27 protein-coding genes and 1 other annotated feature are annotated in these 22,122 nt (G+C 49.3%); of the genes, 17 read left to right on the top strand and 10 right to left on the bottom strand.

All coding sequences use genetic code 11. The features are described from left to right. Positions 1-81 precede the first annotated feature (81 nt). The 6 genes from B2899_RS07310 (at position 82) to B2899_RS07285 (ending at position 3,946) form a co-directional block, all read left to right on the top strand. Positions 82-741, top strand: a complete 660-nt coding sequence (locus B2899_RS07310) for a YigZ family protein (RefSeq protein ID WP_146808686.1) — start codon at positions 82-84, stop codon at positions 739-741. Positions 742-884: 143 nt separating this feature from the next. Further along, a complete protein-coding gene (locus B2899_RS07305; RefSeq protein ID WP_146808685.1) occupies positions 885-1,052 on the top strand; it encodes a DUF2759 domain-containing protein in 168 nt (55 codons plus the stop codon). Positions 1,053-1,140: 88 nt separating this feature from the next. Next, a complete protein-coding gene (locus B2899_RS07300; RefSeq protein WP_146808684.1) occupies positions 1,141-1,413 on the top strand; it encodes a YciI family protein in 273 nt (90 codons plus the stop codon). A 60-nt stretch (positions 1,414-1,473) separates the two neighbouring features. Next, positions 1,474-2,412 carry a 4-hydroxy-3-methylbut-2-enyl diphosphate reductase gene (locus B2899_RS07295; protein WP_146808683.1) on the top strand — a complete coding sequence of 313 codons (939 nt, stop codon included), beginning with the start codon at positions 1,474-1,476 and terminating at the stop codon, positions 2,410-2,412. 72 nt (positions 2,413-2,484) lie between these two features. After that, on the top strand, positions 2,485-3,660 hold the full coding sequence (locus B2899_RS07290; RefSeq protein ID WP_146808682.1) for an MFS transporter: 1,176 nt from the start codon (positions 2,485-2,487) through the stop codon (positions 3,658-3,660). Positions 3,661-3,742: 82 nt separating this feature from the next. Then, the gene (locus tag B2899_RS07285) at positions 3,743-3,946 is read left to right on the top strand and encodes a hypothetical protein (protein ID WP_146808681.1); all 204 of its coding nucleotides are present in this window, start codon (positions 3,743-3,745) and stop codon (positions 3,944-3,946) included. An 89-nt stretch (positions 3,947-4,035) separates the two neighbouring features. On the opposite strand, the gene B2899_RS07280 is transcribed toward B2899_RS07285, so the two are convergent. Genes B2899_RS07280 through B2899_RS07270 form a run of 3 tightly spaced genes read right to left on the bottom strand, consistent with a single transcriptional unit; the run spans position 4,036 to position 5,707 of the window. Further along, the gene (locus B2899_RS07280) at positions 4,036-4,419 is read right to left on the bottom strand and encodes a cupredoxin domain-containing protein (protein WP_146808680.1); all 384 of its coding nucleotides are present in this window, start codon (positions 4,417-4,419) and stop codon (positions 4,036-4,038) included. Next, positions 4,419-5,066, bottom strand: coding sequence for a hypothetical protein (locus tag B2899_RS07275; RefSeq protein WP_286884710.1), 648 nt, complete (start codon positions 5,064-5,066; stop codon positions 4,419-4,421). The genes B2899_RS07280 and B2899_RS07275 overlap by 1 nt, the downstream gene beginning before the upstream one ends. After that, positions 5,063-5,707, bottom strand: a complete 645-nt coding sequence (locus tag B2899_RS07270; RefSeq protein ID WP_286884709.1) for a SpoIID/LytB domain-containing protein — start codon at positions 5,705-5,707, stop codon at positions 5,063-5,065. The genes B2899_RS07275 and B2899_RS07270 overlap by 4 nt, the downstream gene beginning before the upstream one ends. A gap of 305 nt (positions 5,708-6,012) precedes the next feature. On the opposite strand from B2899_RS07270, the gene B2899_RS07265 reads away from it, so the two are divergent. Beyond that, on the top strand, positions 6,013-6,555 hold the full coding sequence (locus B2899_RS07265; protein WP_286884708.1) for a GNAT family N-acetyltransferase: 543 nt from the start codon (positions 6,013-6,015) through the stop codon (positions 6,553-6,555). Here B2899_RS07265 and B2899_RS07260 read toward each other — a convergent pair. After that, positions 6,552-6,896, bottom strand: coding sequence for a DUF1811 family protein (locus B2899_RS07260; RefSeq protein ID WP_286884707.1), 345 nt, complete (start codon positions 6,894-6,896; stop codon positions 6,552-6,554). The genes B2899_RS07265 and B2899_RS07260 overlap by 4 nt on opposite strands. 208 nt (positions 6,897-7,104) lie before the next feature. On the opposite strand from B2899_RS07260, the gene B2899_RS07255 reads away from it, so the two are divergent. Then, a complete protein-coding gene (locus B2899_RS07255) occupies positions 7,105-7,374 on the top strand; it encodes a DUF2573 family protein (RefSeq protein WP_246147215.1) in 270 nt (89 codons plus the stop codon). Between the two features lie 113 nt (positions 7,375-7,487). On the opposite strand, the gene B2899_RS07250 is transcribed toward B2899_RS07255, so the two are convergent. The 6 genes from B2899_RS07250 to proB form a co-directional block, all read right to left on the bottom strand. Then, entirely contained in the window at positions 7,488-7,832 is a 345-nt protein-coding gene (locus tag B2899_RS07250; protein ID WP_146808674.1) for a spore coat protein, read from the bottom strand. A 12-nt stretch (positions 7,833-7,844) separates the two neighbouring features. Continuing rightward, complete coding sequence (locus tag B2899_RS07245) at positions 7,845-8,138, bottom strand: hypothetical protein (protein WP_146808673.1); 294 nt, start codon at positions 8,136-8,138, stop codon at positions 7,845-7,847. Between the two features lie 70 nt (positions 8,139-8,208). Beyond that, positions 8,209-9,021, bottom strand: a complete 813-nt coding sequence (locus B2899_RS07240; RefSeq protein ID WP_146808672.1) for a hypothetical protein — start codon at positions 9,019-9,021, stop codon at positions 8,209-8,211. Positions 9,022-9,054: 33 nt separating this feature from the next. Continuing rightward, positions 9,055-9,891, bottom strand: coding sequence for a pyrroline-5-carboxylate reductase (gene proC / locus B2899_RS07235; protein ID WP_146808671.1), 837 nt, complete (start codon positions 9,889-9,891; stop codon positions 9,055-9,057). A gap of 13 nt (positions 9,892-9,904) precedes the next feature. Beyond that, positions 9,905-11,152, bottom strand: a complete 1,248-nt coding sequence (locus B2899_RS07230) for a glutamate-5-semialdehyde dehydrogenase (protein ID WP_146808670.1) — start codon at positions 11,150-11,152, stop codon at positions 9,905-9,907. Further along, a complete protein-coding gene (proB, locus tag B2899_RS07225) occupies positions 11,149-12,309 on the bottom strand; it encodes a glutamate 5-kinase (protein ID WP_286884703.1) in 1,161 nt (386 codons plus the stop codon). Before proB ends, B2899_RS07230 begins: the two co-directional genes overlap by 4 nt. A gap of 239 nt (positions 12,310-12,548) precedes the next feature. Beyond that, positions 12,549-12,772 (bottom strand) — a binding site (T-box leader). A gap of 122 nt (positions 12,773-12,894) precedes the next feature. Here proB and B2899_RS07220 point away from each other — a divergent pair. The 9 genes from B2899_RS07220 to B2899_RS07180 form a co-directional block, all read left to right on the top strand. After that, positions 12,895-14,529, top strand: a complete 1,635-nt coding sequence (locus tag B2899_RS07220; RefSeq protein ID WP_286884701.1) for a spore germination protein — start codon at positions 12,895-12,897, stop codon at positions 14,527-14,529. Beyond that, entirely contained in the window at positions 14,526-15,740 is a 1,215-nt protein-coding gene (locus B2899_RS07215) for a Ger(x)C family spore germination protein (protein ID WP_286884700.1), read from the top strand. Before B2899_RS07220 ends, B2899_RS07215 begins: the two co-directional genes overlap by 4 nt. Continuing rightward, on the top strand, positions 15,737-15,979 hold the full coding sequence (locus B2899_RS07210) for a hypothetical protein (RefSeq protein ID WP_286884698.1): 243 nt from the start codon (positions 15,737-15,739) through the stop codon (positions 15,977-15,979). Before B2899_RS07215 ends, B2899_RS07210 begins: the two co-directional genes overlap by 4 nt. A 14-nt stretch (positions 15,980-15,993) precedes the next feature. Further along, a complete protein-coding gene (locus B2899_RS07205) occupies positions 15,994-17,151 on the top strand; it encodes a GerAB/ArcD/ProY family transporter (RefSeq protein ID WP_286884696.1) in 1,158 nt (385 codons plus the stop codon). A 78-nt stretch (positions 17,152-17,229) separates the two neighbouring features. Further along, positions 17,230-18,417, top strand: a complete 1,188-nt coding sequence (locus B2899_RS07200) for an MFS transporter (protein ID WP_286884694.1) — start codon at positions 17,230-17,232, stop codon at positions 18,415-18,417. Positions 18,418-18,471: 54 nt separating this feature from the next. Beyond that, on the top strand, positions 18,472-19,218 hold the full coding sequence (locus B2899_RS07195; protein ID WP_281285973.1) for an amino acid ABC transporter ATP-binding protein: 747 nt from the start codon (positions 18,472-18,474) through the stop codon (positions 19,216-19,218). A 63-nt stretch (positions 19,219-19,281) separates the two neighbouring features. Continuing rightward, complete coding sequence (locus tag B2899_RS07190; protein WP_146808658.1) at positions 19,282-20,073, top strand: DUF2797 domain-containing protein; 792 nt, start codon at positions 19,282-19,284, stop codon at positions 20,071-20,073. Positions 20,074-20,343: 270 nt separating this feature from the next. After that, positions 20,344-21,306 carry an ABC transporter substrate-binding protein gene (locus B2899_RS07185; protein WP_146808657.1) on the top strand — a complete coding sequence of 321 codons (963 nt, stop codon included), beginning with the start codon at positions 20,344-20,346 and terminating at the stop codon, positions 21,304-21,306. Between the two features lie 12 nt (positions 21,307-21,318). Next, on the top strand, positions 21,319-22,122 hold an 804-nt coding region (locus B2899_RS07180), incomplete at its 3' end, for a FecCD family ABC transporter permease (protein ID WP_286884690.1).

Below are 22,122 nucleotides of genomic sequence, written 5' to 3'. Positions count from 1 at the left end.
CGCCTTTTTCTTCCCCGGCTCTCCTTTCCTCTTTCTCTCCTTCTTTCTTCACGATTTTCACAGAAAAAGGGGGTTTTTTATATGCTGCAGCGATATTTAACAGTGCGACCGGAAGGACAGACGGAAATCGAAATCAACCGATCCCGCTTTATCAGTTATGTAAAGAGGGTGACGACACAGGAAGAAGCGGTCGCTTTTATACAGGAAATCAAGAAAAAGCACTGGGACGCCACGCACAATTGCTCAGCCTACATCGTAGGAGAGCATGATCAATTCCAGAAGATGGACGACGACGGAGAGCCAAGCGGCACGGCAGGCAAGCCCATTCTTGAAGTTATTAAGAAAAAAGGGCTAAAGGATACTGCCATTGTGGTTACCCGTTATTTCGGAGGCATCAAACTCGGAGCCGGTGGCCTTATCCGCGCATACGGCAAATCGGCCAGCGCGGGAGTGCGTGCGGCAGGGATCGTTGAGCGGATTTTAACGCGGGAGCACCATTTCTCGTTTGATTACACATTCCTCGGCAAAGTAGAGAATGAGTTGAACGCACGTGAATACCGGATTGTCGGCATTCAGTATCTGGACAGGGTTACGGTTACCGTCGGCGAAGAAGAAGGCAAGGAAGAACCGCTGAAGGAGTTGATTACCAACCTGACGAGCGGTCAGGCGGAATGGACGCCGGGCGATTTGGTCTATATCGAGCGTGAGCAGGAGACAGAGCCGGATGAAGAAGATGAATAAAAAAATGCCTTTTCGCTCATTGTTTTGACTAGAAGTGAACAAAAAGACACAAACTTTATTTGCCAGTGTTTGTCTGTCTTTGATAAAATAAAAGGTGTTTTGGTATCATAACTTCAGGTTTACACGGGAGGAGTTGAGGGAATATGCTGATGAATATTCTCATGTTCGTGTTCACGTTCTTTGTTGCATGGGGTCTTCGGAATGTGACGAAGCAGAAGAACAAATTTGCGATGGCTTTTGCGGGCCTCGCGCTGGCAGTCTGCATATTCGCTGATGTATTAATCGTAGCGACTGGATTTGCGGTGCCCTAGGAGTTAAACTAAAAGAAGGTCAAAAAAGGGGTTGGACAATGGGACGACCCTTTTTTGCATTCCAAACATTGGGAAGGGGACTTGGAATATGAAATACGTCGCATTATTGCCCATTATCGATCAGGAGAAAAACGCGCAACATCGCCCGGCTCATCTCGCTTACATTAATAAGCTGTACCATGAAGGCAAGATTATGGCCGCGGGACCGTTTACGGACGGGAAAGGCGGTATGGTTATCTATATTGCGGATACATATGAAGAAGCGCTGGAACTCGCGCAGAACGACCCGGTAGTAGTAGAAGGCGCGCGTACGCTTGAATTGCGCGAATGGGGTGCACTGACCCTGCCGCTTGAGTTATAATAGATGCGGTGGTGCTATACATTGGCGCCCGAATCTAACAGTGGGGAGGCAGTACACGCTATGGAAGTCATTAAAATCTCACCCCGCGGCTACTGTTACGGCGTTGTAGACGCCATGGTGCTGGCGCAGAAGACAGCACAGAACTTTGATTTTCCCCGGCCGATTTACATTCTCGGCATGATTGTTCATAACAGCCATGTAGTAAAAGCGTTCGAGGATCAAGACATCATTACGTTGGACGGGCCGAACCGTCTGGAGATGCTTGAACAGATCGAGAAAGGTACGGTTATCTTCACCGCACACGGTGTATCGCCTGAGGTGCGCGAGCGTGCTCATGCCAAAGGTTTGACCGTTGTGGACGCGACATGTCCTGATGTGACCAAAACGCATGATTTAATCCGGAGCAAGGTCGCCCAGGGATACCATATTATCTATATTGGTAAGAAGGGACATCCGGAACCCGAGGGAGCGATAGGGATAGCACCGGACCGTGTACATCTCATCGAGACAGAAGCGGATGTTGATAAGCTGAATCTGGCGCATGAGAAATTGATTGTGACCAATCAAACGACCATGAGCCAGTGGGATATCAAACATATTATGAATAGGATCATTCATAAATATCCACAGTGCGAAATCCACAATGAGATTTGTATGGCAACCCAGGTGCGCCAGGAAGCGGTGGCCAAGCAGGCGGGAGAAGCCGATTTGCTGCTTGTCGTAGGCGATCCACGCAGCAACAATTCCAACCGTCTGGCGCAGGTAGCCGAAGAAATTGCAGGCGTGCCTGCATACCGGATTGCCGACCTGGGTGAGCTGGATGTGAAATGGCTTGAAGGCAAGCGGAAAGTTGCAGTGACCGCCGGCGCATCGACGCCAACACCGCTGACAAAAGAAGTGATTGCGTTTCTTGAACAGTATGACGAGGCGAAGCCGGAGACATGGGAGAAGAAGCGAACGGTGAATCCAAAGAAGATTCTTCCGGCTTATAAAGGATAAGAACAATCGGAATGACACGGGCAAACCTATATGGGTTTGCCCTCTGTTTTTTGCGGAAAGGAGAGCAAAGAGATGGGGATGCCGTTTTGGAGGCGAGAGTCCGTAAGCATTAGCGGGCTGTTTTTCTTTGTCTATTTTGTGCTGGGCGCATTGTATCCATTGTTGTCCCATTATTTAAAAAGCATTGGGATGAGCGGCACACAGATTGGTCTTATTGTCTCGGTCGGTCCGATCGTCGCAATCTTTGCCCAGCCGTTCTGGGGAATGTTGTGCGACCGGTTTCAGATGTCACGGCAGATTTTGAGCAGCATCCTGCTCTGTGCGGCTGCTGCCGCGTTATTGCTGCTTTGGGGAGGAAGAAGTTTTATTGCGTTTGCCTTGCTTTATGGCTTGCTGCATTTCTTCCAGAGCGGAGCGGTGCCCATCTCCGATGGATTGGCGCTGCAGTATGCGGCACACACCGGGATTGAATTTGGGAGGATTCGGCAGTGGGGCGCGATCGGGTTTGCGGTGGCGACGCTTGTGGCCGGATTACTTGCCGACTGGTTTGGGCTGGGTGCCATCTTTTATGTATACACAGTTGCGCAGTTGGGCGCGTTTGCATGTCTGCGGGGAGTGCGTACAGAACGTTCCATGGGGACTGTAAATGTATTTAAGGGACTCGCCCGGCTTGTTCGAATTCCCCGTTATATGCTATTTCTTATGAGTGCATTCTTAATCTTCGGCCCGATTAACGGCAATAATATTTTCTTCGGGTTGTTATATGACAGTCTGGGCGGACAGGTTGCCGGTATCGGTCTTGCGTTTCTGCTGTTTGCCGGAAGTGAGGCGCCGTTTATGAAATGGTCGGGCTTCTTTATTCAACGCCTGGGTCTGGAGAAGACGATTCTTATCGCGGGGCTGGTCTCGGCCCTGCGCTGGCTGTGGTACGGAACAAGTCCGTCGCCGACCGCCGTGCTGATTCTGTTTTTTATCCAGGGCTTTTCCGTCGGGCTGTACCTTGCTTCTGCAGCCCAGTTTGTGAAAGAGAATACGCCGGACGGGCTGCGGGTAACGGCACTCTCGGTGTATACGTCGATGGGCCTCGGATTGGGTTCTATGGCGACAAACGTAGTGGGCGGCATGCTGGTGGACGCGTACGGCATTCTAACAACGTATACGTTTTTCGGCGTGCTGACGCTGCTTGGACTTGTGCCGCTCACGCTTGTGACCTGGTTTGTGAAGCGGAAAGATACTGTATTACAATAATTTTCAAAAAACATCTTGTTGTATTATGACAGTTTGTGTTATGATACAGATACAAATAAAACGGAGTGGGAGTGAAATTGTTGTGGTACAGCAGCATGTAGGTCGTCAATATCATCTGACACGAGAGAAGAAGCCTTTTACGGTTGAGGAGATGGATCGTTTATTTTTTGCCTGCCGGTATGAAGGCTCAAACGAAGGTTTTGTGATCGAAAAGGACGCCTTTCACCGCCAAGTACAGCGGGGACGTATTGTAATCAGTCCTTTTGAATCCGCACTCGCCATGTAATGGGCGAGTTTTTTTTCTGTGAAAATCACGAAAAAAGAAGAAGCCGGGACGGTGACGGAGATGTCGGTTGTCCCGACCGTTGCTTTTTCTTATTTGACTTTCAACAGACCTTTATAGCCTAATTCCGGGTAGCCAGGCGTGTCGGAAACAAAAGAAAAGTTTCCCTTTTTAACAGCGGTAAATTGGATTCTGGTTGTTTCGCCTTTATGTAAATCAGGAGAAAACACATAGTAGTCCGCCAGCACGAAATTATGCGTTTTGTCGTCCTGGTTATGGATAATGAGAGAAACAACATCACCTTGCTTATAGACAAGCCGATTCGGTACAAAACCGTGTTTGTTGATGATAATCGTTTGCGGCCCCTGCGCTTTAATGGCTAATATGCGATCGTGCTGCTTGTTCCAAAAGAATGCGACAATGTTCAGGATAATGAGGAGTGCAAGCACCGCCAGTTTGCCTTTTGTCATCTTCATCAGCGATCAGGGCTCTCCGGCCCGGCTCCGGGTTGAGATTTGCTGCGGAATTCTTCAGCGAGGTTCACGCTAAATAAATGATGGGTCGGATAATGATAGACGTACGGCTCGATCCGGTGGTGTTCCGGCGCGATCTCAAACATCCAGATTTCCGGTGTTGTCGTCATGCCTTCATTCATGCGTACGTTATAGTAGATGGTGTCCCGATATCCGTTTTTATAGGCAAGGAGCGTAAGCTGTCCATGCAGGCGGGCGAGCGTTTCGGTAAAGCGCGGATCGCGGATAATCGGTGCCGGAAACGCCTGAGTAAAGCCGTGCTTATCTGTTTTCGTCCGGTATCCGGTTTCGGCGATGACTACTTCTGCATTTTCTAACGGCTTCCGGGTAGTCGAGTCAATGACTTTCACCTGCATCAATGCCCATTTGTCCCACTTATTATAGCCGGGAATATCCGATCCTGGTTTTACATCCGGCTGCATAGATAGAGGGTCATTACTCTGGCGGTGGAATGTTTCGTATTTGTATTCCGGCAGCGGCCTGTGTTCTTTTCGTTCTGCCTGGCCCTGTAGCGGAAGGGGGAGACTGGTGAGGGAAGCTGCGATGCAAAGGACGGACAGCCATATTTTACGTACGCCTTTCTTCTTCATGGAATCTTCACCAGCTTTCTACCTTCATAGTAGACCTGAAGAATCTGCAGCATATTTTTGTTTTGTCTATGAGCCAGGTACTGACTGCCGTGCTGAGCCATTTTTTGTGCGTTGCGGTACTGGAAGTTCGGTGAATTCGGATAACCGGCCCGGTAATTTAATTCGAAGATCGTATCGTCTTTTTTTACGAAGGCAAGCTGCATCGTTTCATCAAGTGCGGCATCGGTGCGGGGCATGCTGGTCCCTTCGCGGTAGATCTGGAAGTTCGTTGTGTTATCAACGGCAAAGCGCTGGTTGTCGATAGTGACCGGGTTAAGCACATGGTACCAGGCGAACATTTTCACCGCCATTGCGCCTGCTTTCAATGACTCCGCTTCCCAGTTGGGGAGCCATTCGTTGGGAAGCACATTGCGGATGTATGTTTTAAACGGCATGGATTGTACATATAAGATTTGACCGCGCGGGTTTGGATCGCCTCCCGGTTTACTTTCACGGATCGCGACCAGAATATTGGCCGGTATGGGTGTCTGACCGATTTTCTGTTCGGTTTGCGCCCTGGCTTCCGGGCTTGCCAGAAAAATCTGCACGGCCAGGCCCAGCAGAAGCAATGCGCAGATGAGATGGAATGTATAACGGCGCATAAAATTCCCCCTTTGCATGAGAATAGATAGCTACCGATAGTATGGGAAGAATATTCAATGTTTGATCGGTGTAATAATTGGCAAAACACGATATACTCAGGTACAAAACCACCATGCTTTTCAGCCACAACCCCGGCATGAAAATTGTGGGAAGGGCGGCTGATTTTTGTGGTACAAAGGAAAAGAGAGAAGAGAACGAGGGGGTGATTTCAATGGGGAAAAAGGCGAAGTCCTTTTTCTTCTCTGGATCTCATTTCCTCTTTCTCTTCTTCTTTTCTCATGATTTTCACAGAAAGGGGAGAAAGATGGACCTGATCGTAAATAAGAACGTGAAGCTAAAGGAAGTAGAAATGGAGGATGCGCCCTCGTTATACGCCTTGATTCATGCAAATCGGGGACATCTGCGGCGCTTCCTCGGCTGGATCGATGCAACAGAGGGGACGGCCGATATAGAAATGTTTATTGCTGGCAGCAGGCAAAGGCGTATGATACAAAACGGCACAGACTATGGGCTGTGGTATAAAGGAAGAATTGTTGGAGTTGTAGGGCTGCACTACATGGATTGGATAAATCACTGTACCAGCATCGGCTATTGGATAATTGAAAACATGCAGGGAAAAGGGATAATGACTGCGGCCGTTAGTCGATTGATTCGCTACGTATTTGATGAGCTGGGATTGAATCGTGTCGAAATCCGGTGCGCGGTAGAAAATGAGAAGAGCCGCGCCATACCGGAGCGGCTCGGCTTTACCCGGGAAGGGCAAATTCGTCAGGGAGAATGGTTGTATGATCATTATGTCGACCACATTGTGTACGGCTTGCTGAAAAATGAGTGGCGGCGCGCTTAAACGCCGCAACAGCCGCCGCCTGATCCGCAGGAAGGAGTGATCTCTTCGAGTCGGCCAATCGGAAACGCTTTTTCTTCTTCAGAGGAACGAAAATGTCCCCAGGCCATAATGCCGTTAAGGTAACGGACGAAGAACGGCTCGTCATATCCGATCACTCCGTATTCCTGTCCGCTCATAAAGTCGTCCGGGTCAAGCAAGTAGGAACGGGCCATAAAGAACTTGGATTCGAGTACCGATGCTTCAGAGACGTAGCCGGCCTGGTATTTCCGCATGCTCTCCCCACGCAGCCGCTGCATTTCAGCCTGCAGTTCTTCCCGTGACATTTCGCTGTATCGTCTCATAAGGTATGCCTTCTTTCTGTAAATAAAGTCAAGGAATAGTGTATAGGAGTAACTGGAAAAAAAGAAAAATGTGCTTGTTCATAAACGGCAGCATTTTTCCTTCTTTTTTCTCATTTAGTATAACATATCCCTTGCACATTATTGTTTGAATTCGGGAGGCAAAGAGGTTAATAATAGGTAGGAGAAAAGCTAAGAGACGGAGGAATGCATGATGAGTGATAAGAGCGGAAGCGGCGGACAACTGCCTGATATGGAGAGCCTGCTGTACAGCTTTACCGAGTTTTTGACCGGTGAGGCAAATGAGGAGCGGGTGGAGATGGTGAAGACGTGGGCATTGTACAATCATATGCTGAAAACGATGCCGCCGCTTGTGCAGCACTGGACCAATGAGCATCCGGAAGAGAAGAAGCAGCTCCGCGAATTGTTCGAACAGATCAAGCGATGGAGCGATGAGAAGAAACAACAGGAAGGAAAATAAGCTGTAACGCCCGGTAAATAACAGCCGGGCGTTATCTGTAAGTAAGGAGGTATGACTGTGCAAAACCTCCCTGGGGAAAAAGGACAGCACAGCAGCCGCTTCATTTTTAGATATTATTGAACTTTAGACGTATAAGGGAATTGTACGGTATAGCTGCTAAACTGCTGGTATGTCTGGTCGAGTTTTTGCTGCTCTTCCGCTTCAAGCGTATACCAGCCCTGCTGGAACATTAGATTATAGATATCGCGCGCGCACTGATGCGTCTCGGTCAGGCAGGTTAGCACGTCGCGGTGCAGCGCCTCGTGGCTTGCTTCGCGTGTCGCGATATTAAAGCCGTCCGTCAGATATTTTTGCGTTGTAAGAACATCGTTCAATCGATCGCGATCCGTCATCTGCGGAGTTTGCTGCGCCTGGTTTTGCGCGGGGGAAGTAGGGTTGGCGATTTGGTTGTTTTGCATCTTCTTTCCTCCTTATTGTGCCGACATGCTGCCGGATATGCTGCTCATAGCGGAAGCGTTATTGTTCTGGCAGTGCTGAAGCAGTGTGTTGTAATGGCGCTGGTGCATCTGGCCGGCGCGATCAATCAGTTGTTTTACCTGCGGATCGGTACATTCTTGCGAGTAATGGTTGCATTTTTTCATGGCTACCAACAGCCAGCTCAGCTGGTCTTTTACATAATGTACATCCTTCGTTGTCATTACATTCGGAGGTGTCGTCATCACCGGTTGTTGAGCTTGCGATTGCCCTGTCATCTGTTGCTGCATGGTAAGAGCTCCTTTCGTGTATGGAATGGAATACGTACAAACATATTTTGCACAAAAAAAACCGACGCATTCAGACGCCGGCTATAGTCAATCTGCCAATATGAATATGAATATGGTGCAGTTCAATGTTTAAATGCTGTACATAAGAATCATACACGCGGCGGCGAATCTTATGTGCCACTTGCGGCAGTGAGGTTCCGCGTGAGACATTCAGATGCACTTCGCATGAGACGGACGGCAAGTCGTTTAAGGTGACGTTAATTTTGCTCACATTCTCTACTTCAGGCATATCCTTACAGCTCAATGTGACAAGCTTGCGCAGCACATGCTCCGTCACATGCATGCGTCCGCCCCCGAAGTCCGGTTGCACAATGGTTGTTTCCCCGATAACTTCTTTTTTGGATGAAAAAATTTTTTTGCCGCGCGCAATCAGGCGGCGGAAGAAGTCCTGCTCCACCTGAATGTAGGGAATAGGGATGACATGCTGCCCGGCTGTACGGCGCGTGTAGAGTGCAGCCTTGATCTCGCTCGAAGAACGAATATCCTCGATAGAGATATACGTGGAAATCGGCTCGATTTCCAGTGCAGCCGCAATGCGATCCACCATCTTACGGGAGGTGCCGAGCAGCAAAATGCGATCAATGTGGAAATCGCGAATGGCCTGCCTGACTTCTGCTGCATGATCTTCGTAGAAAAAGATTGCCCGCTTCACCGCCTGCACTGTCGTACGTTCATATTTAGCGGACGTACCTGCCACTTTGCGGCCTTTGTAGATCAGCAGGCCGTCATCAATAATGGCATTGATTTTATGCTTATGCGCAAGCTCAAGCGCGCTTGTGCTTTTTCCTGTACCACTAGGGCCGTATAGTGCAAAAACGTCCATACCCTGTCTCCTTTGCCGAATTCAAAGCAACGGTTAGGAGGTGGGAACCGATTGTTTTCCCATTTCTTCCGAGCGGGCGACTGCCTGCTTGATGCAGGCAAGCATAGCTTCCTGGAATCCATGCTTTTCTAGTACCGCAATTCCCGCTGCGGTTGTACCGCCCGGACTGGTGACCTGCTTGCGCAGCGTTGCCGGCTCTTCCCCCTGATCGCGCAGCATATGGGCTGCTCCGATGATGGTCTGCAGAATAAGGCGACGCGCCGTTTCGCGCTCCAGCCCGATTTCCTGTCCGGCTTGCTCCATTGCTTCTACTAAATAGTATACATAAGCCGGGCCGCTTCCGGAAAGTCCTGTAACGGCGTGCAGTTTATCTTCCTGGACAATTTCTACAATGCCGACCGCCTGGAAAATCTGTATTGCCAGGTCCATATCCGCATCGGTCGCATATTTGCCCGGTGCAAGTGCGGTTGCAGATAGACCTATTGCGGCCGATGTGTTTGGCATCGTGCGTATGACGGCAGCCGAATGGCCGAGCAGACTGGAGATGTAGTCAGTGGACGTTCCGGCCAGCACGGAAATAAACAATTGCTCCGGTGTGGTCAGCGCCCGGATATTAGCAATCGCAGTCGCGATGTCTTTTGGTTTAACCGATAGTACAATAATGTCGGCTCCGGCAATCGCTTCTTCTTTCTCTGGAGTAGCGATGCCATAACGCGACACAAGTTCCTGAATGCGGGCTTTATTACCACGGTTGATTGCGCAAATTTGTTCAGAAGGAATCAGGTTTTTATCGACCAGCCCGGAAATCATCGCTTCCGCCATTGAACCGGCGCCGAGAAAACAGATTGTTTTATTCTGCAGGATAGACATGTTTTTCTCCCCTTTATCGGATTTGCCCTGTACCGTAGATAACATACTTAGAAGAGGTAAGAGCTTCTAGACCCATCGGGCCGCGTGCGTGCAGTTTCTGCGTGCTGATTCCAATCTCTGCCCCGAATCCGAATTCGAATCCATCTGTGAAACGCGTAGACGCATTATGATAGACCGCCGCAGAATCGACACGCTTCTGGAAGTTGCGTGCGTTCTCTTTTGATTCTGTAACAATGGATTCCGAGTGTTTGGTGCTATAGCGGTTAATATGCTCGATAGCACTGTCTACAGAATCGACCACTGCGACCGCCATCGTATAATCCAGATATTCCGTGCTCCAATCTTCTTCTGTTGCCGGCACGATATCGATATCTTTGGCCAGTTCACGTGTACGCTCACAGCCGCGCAGTTCCACTCCTTTTTCTTTCAATGCCCTTAGCAAATCAGAGAGGTGTTTTTCTGCCCATGCCTCGTGTACAAGCAGTGTTTCGGCCGCATTGCATACTGCCGGGCGGTGCGTTTTCGCGTTGACAACAATGTCGCGTGCCATATCCGGTTTAGCCGATTCATCCACGTAGACGTGACAGTTGCCAGCGCCGGTCTCCAGCACCGGTACGGATGCATTGTCGACAACGGAACGGATAAGACCTGCTCCGCCGCGCGGAATAAGAACGTCAAGGTAATCGTTCATTTTTAGCATTTTGTTAACTTCTTCGCGTGTGCCTTCTTCGAGAAGCTGCACCGCTTCTTTGCTTACTTTTGTCGTGGCGAGCGCTTCACGGAGGATCTGCACAAGTATTTGATTGGAGTGGAGAGCGGAAGAGCTTCCGCGCAGCAGCACAGCGTTGCCTGCTTTCAGGCAAAGTCCTGTCGCATCCACCGTCACGTTTGGCCGCGCTTCATAAATCATGCCGATGACACCGAGCGGAACGCGTACTTTGGTGATGCGCAGGCCGTTCGGACGCTCCCACGCTTCCAGTTCTTTGCCGACTGGATCCCCCAGCTCGACAACCTGTCGCAGTCCTTCGGCCATATCGCGAATGCGGCCTTCCGAGAGGGACAGACGATCAATTAATGCGTTTGTAACACCTGCCTGCTTTGCGGCTTCTACATCTTTTTTGTTGGCTTCCAGAATGCGCGCTATATTAGATGTAAGCGCGTCTGCCATCGCCAGGAGCGCCTGGTTTTTTTCTTCGGTCGTCAGCGTTACCATCTGAGTTGCCGCATGCTTCGCCAATTTCGCTTTTTCGAGTAGGGTCATTGCATGATCTCCTCCTTATGTTCCTGTTTATTGTCTTCCTCCATCCATAACGTTACCCAGTTGTCGCGGTGAACCGCTTCGACCCGGTGAACACCCAGCCGTTCGCGGCAGACTGCAGTGGATTCCCCTTTTACCTGTTCCAACTGTTCCGCCGAGTAGTTTATCTCTCCCTTGCCCAGCAGGCGCCCCACCGTATCTGCTACTTCGACAACCTGACCCGGGGCAAAATCGCCGCTAACCTTTGTAATGCCGGAAGGAAGCAGGCTTTTTCCTTCATAGAGAAGAGCCTGTGCCGCTCCCGCATCCACTTCGATGCGGCCGCTGCTTTCGGCATGAAAGGCAATCCATTGTTTGCGGGCTTTCAGCGGCGCTTTCATCTGGTTACGGAAATACGTTCCTGCGCCCTTGCCCGTAAGGATATCGAGCAGTTTATCATCTCCTGTACCCGTACCGACGAATACGTCAATACCGAGCGAGAGGGCAAGCTTGGCGGCGTGAATCTTGGAGCGCATGCCGCCTGTACCCACGCGGCTGCCGGAGCCGCCGGCGAGCGCTTCAATTTCAGGCGTGATTTCTTCAATAAGCGTAAACTTTTTGGCGTGCGGGTTGGAACGGGGATCTGCGTCATACAATCCGTCGGTATCCGTTAAAATCACCAAATCATCAGCGCGCAGAAACCCTGCCACCAGCGCGGAAAGCATATCGTTATCGCCGAACGTAAGCTCGTCGACCGCCACGCAGTCGTTTTCGTTAATAATCGGCAGCATCCCCCGCTTGAGCAGTTCATTAAGGGCGCCCATCGCATTGTGGTACCGGTTGCGTTTCGAGAAATCGTCGCGTGTTAGCAAAATCTGTGCGCTCATTAAACCATACGAACGCAAAGATTCATTATAAGCCTGAATGAGCAGACCCTGACCGACTGCTGCGGCTGCCTGCTTGCCTTCGAGCGTAACGGGGCGCGATGGATATCCGAGTGACGTAAAACCGGCCGCCACGGCGCCGGATGATACGAGAATCACTTCATGTCCAGCGCGGCGCAGCGCAGCCAGCGCGGCTACATGCTCTTCCAGCTTCTCACGGGACAATCCTCCGGTCGGATTCGTCAATGAACTGCTTCCGATTTTTACCACAATGCGATGTTTTTTCTTGGCATCCATCTTATTTGTCACCCCTATCTTTTTTAAAAAAACACCACGGCATCTCAGCCGCAACCCCGTCATGAAAATGATGGGAGAGAGGCTGACTTTTGCGGTACGAAGGAAAAGAGAGGAAAGAACGAGGAGATGATTTCAATGGTGAAAAAGGCGAATGCCTTTTTCTACCCTGGCTCTTTTTTCTCTCCTTCCTTCTTTTCTCATGATTTTCACAGAAAAATAAAAAGCCTTCCATCCCTAATGAAAAGGACGAAAGGCTTAGCTTCCGCGGTACCACCCTTATTGGCAGTGCGCCATATTCTGCGCATGCCCTCTTGCCTCGTTGGTAACAGGGAGAGGACCCTGGCCAGGTTCATCCCTGGCGCTCCGGGGTGGGTTCCGATAGGCCGTGCGGCAAATCTCACAGCGAATGATTTGCTCTCTGAACGCAGGCTACTGCCGTACTATTCCCCATCGACACGTTTCGTTTGATAACCGTTTCAATTGAGTTTTATTATGAAGGTGCTTTACAAAATTGTCAAGGATAGTGCAAAAAATTGCAGGTCGTATATTTTGCCTGTTCCTGCACAACCTACTAGAGATTCCCTAATGAAACGGGTGATAGAAATGGGAGAATTTAAAAAACCAAAACGGGCGAAAGTGATGAATGAAATAGAGCAGGAGCAAGAACAGACGGCGGAAGATCTATTGGAAAATAAACCGCTGGAACAGATTGAAATCGACCCGATAACTGCGGTTAATGTAGAGCGGTTGAAGACGGTGTTTAAAGACGTTGATGTGTTTGTTCATCACTCTTTGACGTTCCCAAACGCCAGAGAAGGACAGGATGGACGGGTTCCGGAAGGTGCAGTATTTTTTCTTGATGATTTGGTCAATGAGGATATTTTAGACCAGCATGTAATCCATCCCCTATTGGAAATGGGACCAGAATCGTTCTTTGGACAGCATGTAGAAGATCAAGTGATTACAGCAAAAAAAATAGTACAGGTCGACAACCTTAAGGCGGCAGTAGAGATGGTTACTTCAGGCAGTACGCTCGTGCATGTTGACGGTATGACGCACGCATTGGCCATAGTAGCGCCGGGATTTCCCACTCGTTCCGTATCGGAACCGGAAGCCGAACCGCTGGTGCGCGGACCGCGGGAAGGATTTACCGAGAAGCTGCAGGATAATACGGCGCTTATCCGTAAACGTCTGCGTACCCCGGAATTAAAGTCAGAAGTGGTAAAACTGGGCCGCCGCAGCCAGACAACCGTGTGCTTTATGTATATGCGTGAACTGGTAGAAGAAGATGTATTGAAAACCGTGCGCGAGCGTCTAAAGAATGTGGATATCGACATTCTCCTGGAGAGCGCGCAATTAGAAGAGTTAATTGAGGATAGCGTATATTCTCCGTTTCCACAGATTGTATCCACAGAGCGCCCCGACAAAGTCGTCTCCGCTCTGTCGGAAGGCAGAGTCGCCATTATTATTGATGGAACGCCATTCGTACTCATTGTTCCGTCTGTATTTTACGATTTTTTGCAGGCGAGTGAGGATTTTTATCAGCGGTTTTACTTCTCTACGGCGATTCGTATCCTGCGTACGATGACATTTCTTGTCGCGCTGCTTGGACCGTCATTTTATATTGCGATCACGACATTTCATCAGGAGCTTATCCCGACACCGCTTCTGCTTACGGTCATTTCCGCTCGGGCCGGCGTTCCGTTTCCGGCATTGATTGAGGCGCTCATTATGGAGATTTCATTTGAGGTACTGAGGGAGGCCGGCGTGCGTCTGCCGCGTCCGGTAGGTTCGGCGGTTAGTATCGTAGGAGCGCTTGTCATTGGCCAGGCGGCGGTGGAAGCCGGGATTATCTCGCAGGCAATGGTCATTGTCGTAGCGTTTACGGGAATCGCCTCGTTTACTGTTCCGGCGTTTAATCTTTCGATGGCTACCCGTTTGCTCCGTTTTCCGATGATGATCATTGCGGCCGGGCTTGGATTGTTCGGTATGGCGATTGCACTTGTTGCGCTCGGCATCCATATGTGTTCGATCCGCACGTTTGGCGTGCCATATATGTCACCGATTGCGCCGATGCACGTACGCACATGGGGAAGTGAAATTTTCGTACTCCCCTATCCGCTGCGCAAGTGGCGTCAGGAATACATCCAGAAAAAAGACTTGAAGCGTTCGGACGTGCCGTCCAATCCACCGCAGCAGGAAGGGGACGGTCAATCATGAAAGCCGGATGGAAGCCTCTTCTCCTGCTTGTTCTTATTATGCTGCCGTTGATCCAGGGCTGTGGTACAGCGGAAGGCGGTATTGCAGTACGGGAGTTGAATCAGTTGAATGTGGTCATGGTTACGGGTGTGGATTATGATCCGAAGCATAAAAAGTTTATTCTATCCATTCAAACCGTCAAACCGGCGTTAGAAAAAGGTACGGCCGTTTCGCCGGAAACCGTATATACGACCCGCGCGACGGGCGATACGATCATGGAAGCATCCAAGAATCTTCGCGCTCAGACATCCGGCAAGCTCATCTGGTTCCACGGCAAAGTTATTATTCTGGGGCATACGCTGGTTAGAGAGAATGTGATGAAGGAAGTGATTGATTTCTTCGCGCGCAATCGGGAGATTCGATATTCCAGCTGGATTCTTATTGCGAAAAAGACAGCGGAAGAAATCGTAACCGCTGAGCCGAACAGCGAAGTGATGATGGGCTATGAATTAAACGGCATCATTAACAATCAATCCGAATGGGGTAGAACGGTTGTTGTGACGCTTAAAGATTTAATTAACCATTACAGTGACTCATACGTAGGATTTGTTACAGGACAGGTAAATAAAAGCAAAGGGAAAGGCGGAAAAGACCAGATTATCATTGCAGACGGCGTAGTCATAAATGCGTTTAATCCAAAACAGGCGTCACGTGTGTCTGTGTTGTCTAAAAAAGAAATGCAAGCACTTCGCATCTTTCGCAAAATGGCTCAGCAGGAGCCGGAGCTCATCTATTCTGTCTCTCTCGGTGCCGATGCGGATACGAAATACAATACAGCCGTACAAGTAAAAGTAAGAAACAGAAAGGCAACATCGACCATTGAAAACGGGCGGCCCAAAATTAAAATGGAGCTTACGTTGGATGGTACGGTTCTTGAATCAGGCACACAGCTCGATCTTTCGAAGAAAGAAACGGTAGCCCGCCTGGAAGGAGACGTAGAAAAGAAAATCATTGCTGACATGCGACTTCTGCTTACCCGATTGCAGAAAAAAGATAATGCGGACATTGTCGGGTTTGCTTCGCTCATTCACCGTCAGCATAAAGATTACTGGCATCAGCATAAAGGGCAGTGGCGAGAGATTTATCCAAATATCCCGGCTGATATTTCTATAAAATGGAATTCGATGCGGAATGGAATAATCAGACAGGTGAAAGCGGGTGAAAAAGAATGATGTTGACATTGACTTTTATCCTGTTCTTCGTCTATGTTGTGCTGCGAGTTTGGATATTCAGTAAAAACAAAGAGTGGAGGGATTTAGTCGTATTTGCTCTGATAAGCGGATTGGTCGTCTTCTTTATGCTGGTGCCGATGTTAGGATGGGAATCCGGCGCGCTGCTCAATTACGCGTACAAGTTTACCCGGCCAATTGCTCAGCGGTTTATTCCTGCTATCTTTGGCGTTGAAGTATAGAGGGGGTGGAATGCATGTACGAAAAAGGAAGGATTTCCGCAGGTCAACTGTTTATCATCATGCTGATTTACCTTACCGCCACATCCAGCAATACGAACTTTGATTTCGTGTATGGGGGGCAAGACGGGGGACTGGCGAATTTGCTTGCCATTCCGCTCGCCATGCTTACGTTCTATTTGTATTTTCGGCTGCAGGAGCGGCATCCGCGTAAAATGCTTTTTGAATATGCGGAAGATATTCTGGGGAAGTGGCCTGGAAAGCTTGTCACACTCTTGTATGTTTATTTTGCACTTGAAGTTGCCGTCGTTTTTGCGCGTGGATTCTCTGAATTTGTTGTCTCGGTACTAACACCTGAACTGTCAGCCGATGTCTACTTACTGGCAACTGTGCTGGTGGCGGCATACGCGGTATACCGGGGAGTGGAAGCGATTGTGCGGTTTGCACAGGTGGCATTTCCGTTTTACCTGGTTTTGCTTATCTTTATTAATATTTTGCTTATCGGGCAGTTCCGTCTATACCATATTCTTCCCCTGTTGGATCATCCGCCGGGAGAAATTTTGTTTACAGCATATCTCCAATATATTTTCCCGCTTAGCGAGGTGATTTTTTTCCTTGGATTTCTTCCTTACGTGAAGCGTTCCAAAAATACCATCCGATTGGCTTATCTGGCGATTGCACTCAGCGGTATATATCTGGCGTATCGGGTCATCGTCTCCATCGGCGTACTCGGCGAGGGCACGGCGCAAGCATCCAGTTATCCGTACATTGCGGCGATTCGCTTCGTTAAAATCGGAGCATTTGTGGAACGAATCGATATCCTGTTTTTAGGGATTTATATTATGATGATACTGCTGGAGTTTATCGTCGTTTTTTATACGCTTACATACGGGGTGGCCCATCTGACAGGAGTGAAAAGCGTCAGCCCGCTTGTGTTGCCGCTATGTTTTCTTATCGTGGGCATGGCCAAAGGAATTATCAAAGATTCAAATGATTTGTTCTTGTACATTACTCAGGTTCGTTCCGTAACGTCTCCTTTGTTTATCCTTATTATTCCTCTGCTTCTATTGTTGGTCAGCCGGGTTCGTTTTGGCAAAAGCCGGCAAGAGCCGGAGCCGGCCGACGGTGCCGTAGAAAGTGCGGGCGGGCTTGCGGATGGAAAGGCGTCGAACTAATTTCGTCGCCTTTTTGTTTTGTCTGCAGTACAATAGACGTTGAATTGTCAATGTTATTCATTTTTTGGGGGGAGTGGAATGAACCAAACCGCGTCGGCTAACTACCGATTTTTTATTTTAATTCTGGTTGTTGTCATCGCCGGTCTCAGCCAGGGGCTGTTGCTTCCCCTGCTGACGATACTTTTAGAGAAGGCGGGCGTATCATCCGGTGTAAACGGGTTGAACGCAGCCGCTTTATATATAGGGGTTTTTCTTACCATGCTGGTTATTGAGAAGCCGGTGCAAAGATTCGGGTATAAGCGAATCATTACCTGGGGCATCTTGCTTGTTACTATAGCGACGTTTTTGTTTCCGCTGTGGCAAAGCCTTGTGTTCTGGTTTGTGCTGCGTGTACTGGTCGGTGTGGGGGACAGCGCACTCCACTATGCGTCGCAGCTCTGGATCACTTCCACCAGCCCGGCTGAAAAGCGGGGCCGCAATATTTCCATCTATGGGATGTCTTATGCGATTGGGTTTAGCATCGGTCCGCTTGGGATTAATCTGCTGCCGTTCGGTGTAGGCGTCCCCTTTGTAGCGGTTGGTGCTTTCTTCATTCTGGCATTGCTCTTGCTGTTGAAACTTCCGCACGAGTATCCGGTGCGGGAGGAGAAGGCTGCTTCCGCGAGGAGCCGGTATGTGAGTGCAATACAGCTCGCCTGGTTTGCTCTTATCCCGTCGTTTTTTTACGGATACATGGAATCATCAATCAATAGTAACTTCCCGGTTTACGGGCTGCGTATGGGCATGAGTGAGAGCTGGATATCATTTTTGCTGCCGGTAGTCGGAATCGGCAGCTTAATTCTGCAGCTGCCGCTCGGCATATGGAGCGATCGTATTGGACGCAAGCCCGTATTAATTTTGTCCGGTTTTGCCGGTGCCCTGGCATTTTTGGCGGTGCCGTTATTTAAGGATAATGAATGGGGAGTATTGACTGCATTTCTTATCGCCGGGGGATTGGTGGGTTCATTTTATTCGCTCGGCCTTGCCTATGCGGCCGATTTGGTGCCGAAGTCGGTTCTTCCCGCGGCCAATATCATTGCGTCCATTAATTTCAGCGTAGGAAGCATCGTGGGACCGAATCTGGGCGGACTCGGAATTCAGTACGTTTCGCCGGGAAGCATGTTCTATTTTCTCGGCGGCATATTCTTGCTGTTTACCGTCTGCGGGCTTTTCTTCCGAAGGGCAAAACAGGAGAAGAAAACCTCGCTGATTCATTTTACAAATTAACGTTTTTTCCTTACAATAAAAAGGATAGAGGGCAGTTGGAAAGGGGACGGGACTGTGATAATTCAAGTCAAAGATTTGCATAAATATTATGGTTCACTAGAAGTGTTAAAAGGCATTGATTGCGTCATTAATGAGAAGGAAGTAGTTAGCGTTATCGGGCCTTCCGGCTCGGGAAAAAGCACGTTTCTACGCTGCTTAAACGGACTCGAAGAGCTGACAAGCGGCCAGATTATCATCAATGGCCACGATTTGTCGAATCCGAAAGTCAACATCAATCAAGTTCGTACAGAAGTGGGTATGGTATTCCAACGCTTCAACCTGTTCCCGCATAAGACCGTGGTGGAAAATGTCATGCTGGCTCCGATGAAAGTATTAAAAGAAAATGCGGCCGAGGCGCGCGAAAAAGCGCTGCGCCTGCTGGAAAAAGTAGGCCTTCGCGATAAGGCCGACGTATATCCGGAGAAATTATCTGGTGGTCAGATGCAGCGTGTAGCTATTGCACGTGCACTCGCCATGAATCCGAAGATTATGCTGTTTGACGAACCGACATCGGCGCTTGATCCCGAGCTGGTCGGCGAAGTGCTTGCCGTTATGAAAGAGCTGGCGCAGGAAGGGATGACGATGGTGGTCGTTACCCATGAGATGGGGTTTGCGCGTGACGTGTGTGACCGTGTTATTTTCATGGATCAGGGCGTTATTATGGAAGAAGGGAAGCCAGAAGACGTGTTTACGAATCCTAAAAACGACCGGACGCGAGAATTTCTGCGCAAAGTAATCGATATTCCGGAGAAGGCCCGCTAAACTCTTACCACTTTATCGAGTCCAAACATCAAACTTTTGATTATACAGGCAGAGGAGAATAGTGTGAAACATACAGGTATTATCCAGGGTTTCGTCCATCAATACGACAACCCTGTGCAGTACAGACTTAAGCTCGACGGAGAGGCCATTTTGGCCAATGAGTGGATTGGCAAAACCATTCGTATTTCTACCCTTGGACGGATGAAGTGCATCTACTGCGGCCGCAGCATCAAGAAAACATATAACAACGGATACTGCTACCCATGCTTTACGAAGCTGCCGGAAAATGACTTGTGCATTGTAAAGCCGCACGAATGTCATTACCATCTTGGGACGTGCCGCGACCCGGAATGGGGAGAGGCGCATTGTATGATTCCCCACTATGTGTACCTTGCTCTCAGCAGCGGTGTCAAAGTGGGGCTTACCCGGAAGAATAATGAAAAGAAACGCTGGGTCGATCAGGGTGCAATTCGTGCCATTCCGATCGCCGAGGTGCCTACGCGGAAGATTGCGGGCGAGCTTGAAGTATATTTGACGCAATATGTGGCAGACAAGACGGACTGGCGCAAGATGCTGAAAGGTGAAGTGGAACTGGTGGATTTGCTGGAGTTGCGCGAGGAAATCTACAATTACTTTCTAGAAGAATACAAGCCGTACATTTTAAAAGAAGATGAATGGATGGATTTCGCATACCCAATTTTGGAACAGATACAGAAGGTCAAAGCATACAATTTGGACAAGCAACCTGTGATTGAAGACCGTCTGATCGGAATTAAAGGCCAATACTTCATTTTTGAAAACGGAGTACTGAACGTCCGTAAGTATTGCGGCTATGAGGTCGAAGTGAGTGAATGAATAAAGAGAAGCAGGAGGCAGATAGACAGTTGCCTGTTTGCCATGTCGACCATGACTTCGGGGATAAGGAATGCAGCGGTATTATAGAGTGCGATATTTAGTTACGTACACACTGCGCCTGCTTTCTTCCGAAAGCAGGCGCGTTTATTTTAGAAGTAGGAAAGCAAGAGGTAGAAAGATAGAGAAAAAGTGGAGGCTGTTCTTTTTGTGCTCATACCTCTCCATTTTACTTCTGGTTTTTACTTTCATGTATGTATAGGAGCGAGGTAGATGAAGAAGTACATATCCATCATACTGGGGCTAATGTTGTTGGTCTTACTTGCGGCATGCGGCAGCAATCATGCATCCAATCAACCTCAGGAGCAAAAGCCGTCCGGCGGAGAGAATACACAGGCACCGGCCCAGGGGCAGTTTCCGCTGACGATCAAGGATAGCACGGGACAGGAAGTTAAGCTTGAGAAGAAGCCCGGACGCATTGTTTCCGTCATGCCCAGCGCAACAGAGATTGCGTATGCGGTGGGTGCAGGAGATAACATTGTAGGCGTGTCCAATTATGACAACTATCCGGAGGATGTTAAAAAGAAAGAAAAAGTCGGAGATTTGAAAGTGAATATAGAGAAAGTGGTATCGTTGGAGCCGGATTTAATCCTGGCGGATACCGGCAATGGCGAAGCCGTTGATGCGCTGCGCAAAACCGGAATCCCTGTGCTTGTCATGGAGGCTAAAACCTTCGATGAAATTTACCAATCCATCGAGATGATTGGTAAAGCGACCGGCAATGACGCGAAAGCGGACGATGTAGTCAGCAAAATGAAAGAGGACGTAAAAGAGGTACAGGAGAAAGTGAAAGCGGTGCCGGAGGCGAAGCGTCCGAACGTCTGGATTGAAGTCGACCCGTCTCTGTTTACTGCCGGAAAAGGTACATTTATGCATGACATGGTAACGATAGCAGGCGGCAAAAACATTGCCGGTGATCTGGACGGCTGGAAGCAGTTATCCGAGGAGAAAGTGCTGCAGCGGAACCCGGATATAATTCTTAATACGTACGGATATTACGATAAGGAAGGGGCGGCTAAAATCAAACAGCGGCCCAAGTGGCAGCAGGTAAAAGCGGTGAAGGAAGGCCGTGTATTCGCCCTCAATTCCGATGTCGTCAACCGCCCGGGTCCGCGCATTACCGAGGGATTGAAAGAAATCGCAAAAGATTTGCACCCGGAATTATTTCGAAAATAGGGAATGATGGCTGTGAAAGAAGGTCAACAGGGTTTTGGGAAGAAGCTGGTATTCTGGCTGCTTCCCCTTCTTTTTGTACTTTTGCTTGCGGTTGTCGGCAGTGTTTCGCTCGGCAGCGCACAACTGTCTTTTAATATGGTGTGGAAGATTATCTTTTCCCATTTGCCATTCGTTCCGGACATGGAGAGAGAATGGTCGAAGGCAGCTGAAGTGATTGTTTGGAATATTCGCATGCCGAGGATTATGATGGCCATTCTGGTAGGGGCGGCACTGGCGATGGCGGGAGTCGCATACCAGGGAGTACTGCGCAATCCGCTAGCTGATCCATACATTCTCGGCGTTTCGTCGGGTGCTTCACTCGGTGCGGCTTCCTTCATTCTATTTGGGCAGGGATTGGCTATTCTCGGTCAGTGGACGCTGCCGCTGGTCGCTTTTGTTTGCGGAATAGGGACTCTATTCATTGTATATCGACTCGCCTATATTGCAGGTAAGGTGCAGATAGAGACCCTGTTGCTGTCAGGGGTAGTGGTTCAGGCGTTCCTCGGAGCCGGACTTTCACTGATCATGTCGATATCGGGTGAGAAGATGCAGCAAATTCTCTACTGGCTGATGGGAAGTCTAACGCTGAGCGATTGGTCTTCAGGAGTGGCCGTAGCCCCTTATGTCATTGTCGGCTGGTTTGTTATTATGCTATTTACCCGGGAGTTGAATCTGCTTGCATTGGGAGAGCAGAAAGCCCATCATCTTGGCATGAATGTGGAGCGGACGCGCCTCATCGTACTGTTGGCGGCTTCGTTGACGGCGGGCGCGGCGGTA

It is taken from the genome of Aneurinibacillus sp. UBA3580, from assembly GCF_002375825.1.
In the GTDB taxonomy this organism is placed as follows: domain Bacteria; phylum Bacillota; class Bacilli; order Aneurinibacillales; family Aneurinibacillaceae; genus Aneurinibacillus; species Aneurinibacillus danicus.
Note: the sequence above shows the minus strand (reverse complement) of the source record. Positions and strands in the feature narration are given on the sequence as shown.

Bases quoted from the DNA above. Each gene is read 5' to 3' on its own strand.
- B2899_RS07310 (WP_146808686.1), top strand. From the start codon at position 82: ATGCTGCAGCGATATTTAACAGTGCGACCGGAAGGACAGACGGAAATC.
- B2899_RS07305 (WP_146808685.1), top strand. From the start codon at position 885: ATGCTGATGAATATTCTCATGTTCGTGTTCACGTTCTTTGTTGCATGG.
- B2899_RS07300 (WP_146808684.1), top strand. From the start codon at position 1,141: ATGAAATACGTCGCATTATTGCCCATTATCGATCAGGAGAAAAACGCG.
- B2899_RS07295 (WP_146808683.1), top strand. From the start codon at position 1,474: ATGGAAGTCATTAAAATCTCACCCCGCGGCTACTGTTACGGCGTTGTA.
- B2899_RS07290 (WP_146808682.1), top strand. From the start codon at position 2,485: ATGGGGATGCCGTTTTGGAGGCGAGAGTCCGTAAGCATTAGCGGGCTG.
- B2899_RS07280 (WP_146808680.1), bottom strand. From the start codon at position 4,419: ATGAAGATGACAAAAGGCAAACTGGCGGTGCTTGCACTCCTCATTATC.
- B2899_RS07275 (WP_286884710.1), bottom strand. From the start codon at position 5,066: ATGAAGAAGAAAGGCGTACGTAAAATATGGCTGTCCGTCCTTTGCATC.
- B2899_RS07270 (WP_286884709.1), bottom strand. From the start codon at position 5,707: ATGCGCCGTTATACATTCCATCTCATCTGCGCATTGCTTCTGCTGGGC.
- B2899_RS07265 (WP_286884708.1), top strand. From the start codon at position 6,013: ATGGACCTGATCGTAAATAAGAACGTGAAGCTAAAGGAAGTAGAAATG.
- B2899_RS07260 (WP_286884707.1), bottom strand. From the start codon at position 6,896: ATGAGACGATACAGCGAAATGTCACGGGAAGAACTGCAGGCTGAAATG.
- B2899_RS07255 (WP_246147215.1), top strand. From the start codon at position 7,105: ATGATGAGTGATAAGAGCGGAAGCGGCGGACAACTGCCTGATATGGAG.
- B2899_RS07250 (WP_146808674.1), bottom strand. From the start codon at position 7,832: ATGCAAAACAACCAAATCGCCAACCCTACTTCCCCCGCGCAAAACCAG.
- B2899_RS07245 (WP_146808673.1), bottom strand. From the start codon at position 8,138: ATGCAGCAACAGATGACAGGGCAATCGCAAGCTCAACAACCGGTGATG.
- B2899_RS07240 (WP_146808672.1), bottom strand. From the start codon at position 9,021: ATGGACGTTTTTGCACTATACGGCCCTAGTGGTACAGGAAAAAGCACA.
- proC (WP_146808671.1), bottom strand. From the start codon at position 9,891: ATGTCTATCCTGCAGAATAAAACAATCTGTTTTCTCGGCGCCGGTTCA.
- B2899_RS07230 (WP_146808670.1), bottom strand. From the start codon at position 11,152: ATGACCCTACTCGAAAAAGCGAAATTGGCGAAGCATGCGGCAACTCAG.
- proB (WP_286884703.1), bottom strand. From the start codon at position 12,309: ATGGATGCCAAGAAAAAACATCGCATTGTGGTAAAAATCGGAAGCAGT.
- B2899_RS07220 (WP_286884701.1), top strand. From the start codon at position 12,895: ATGAAACGGGTGATAGAAATGGGAGAATTTAAAAAACCAAAACGGGCG.
- B2899_RS07215 (WP_286884700.1), top strand. From the start codon at position 14,526: ATGAAAGCCGGATGGAAGCCTCTTCTCCTGCTTGTTCTTATTATGCTG.
- B2899_RS07210 (WP_286884698.1), top strand. From the start codon at position 15,737: ATGATGTTGACATTGACTTTTATCCTGTTCTTCGTCTATGTTGTGCTG.
- B2899_RS07205 (WP_286884696.1), top strand. From the start codon at position 15,994: ATGTACGAAAAAGGAAGGATTTCCGCAGGTCAACTGTTTATCATCATG.
- B2899_RS07200 (WP_286884694.1), top strand. From the start codon at position 17,230: ATGAACCAAACCGCGTCGGCTAACTACCGATTTTTTATTTTAATTCTG.
- B2899_RS07185 (WP_146808657.1), top strand. From the start codon at position 20,344: ATGAAGAAGTACATATCCATCATACTGGGGCTAATGTTGTTGGTCTTA.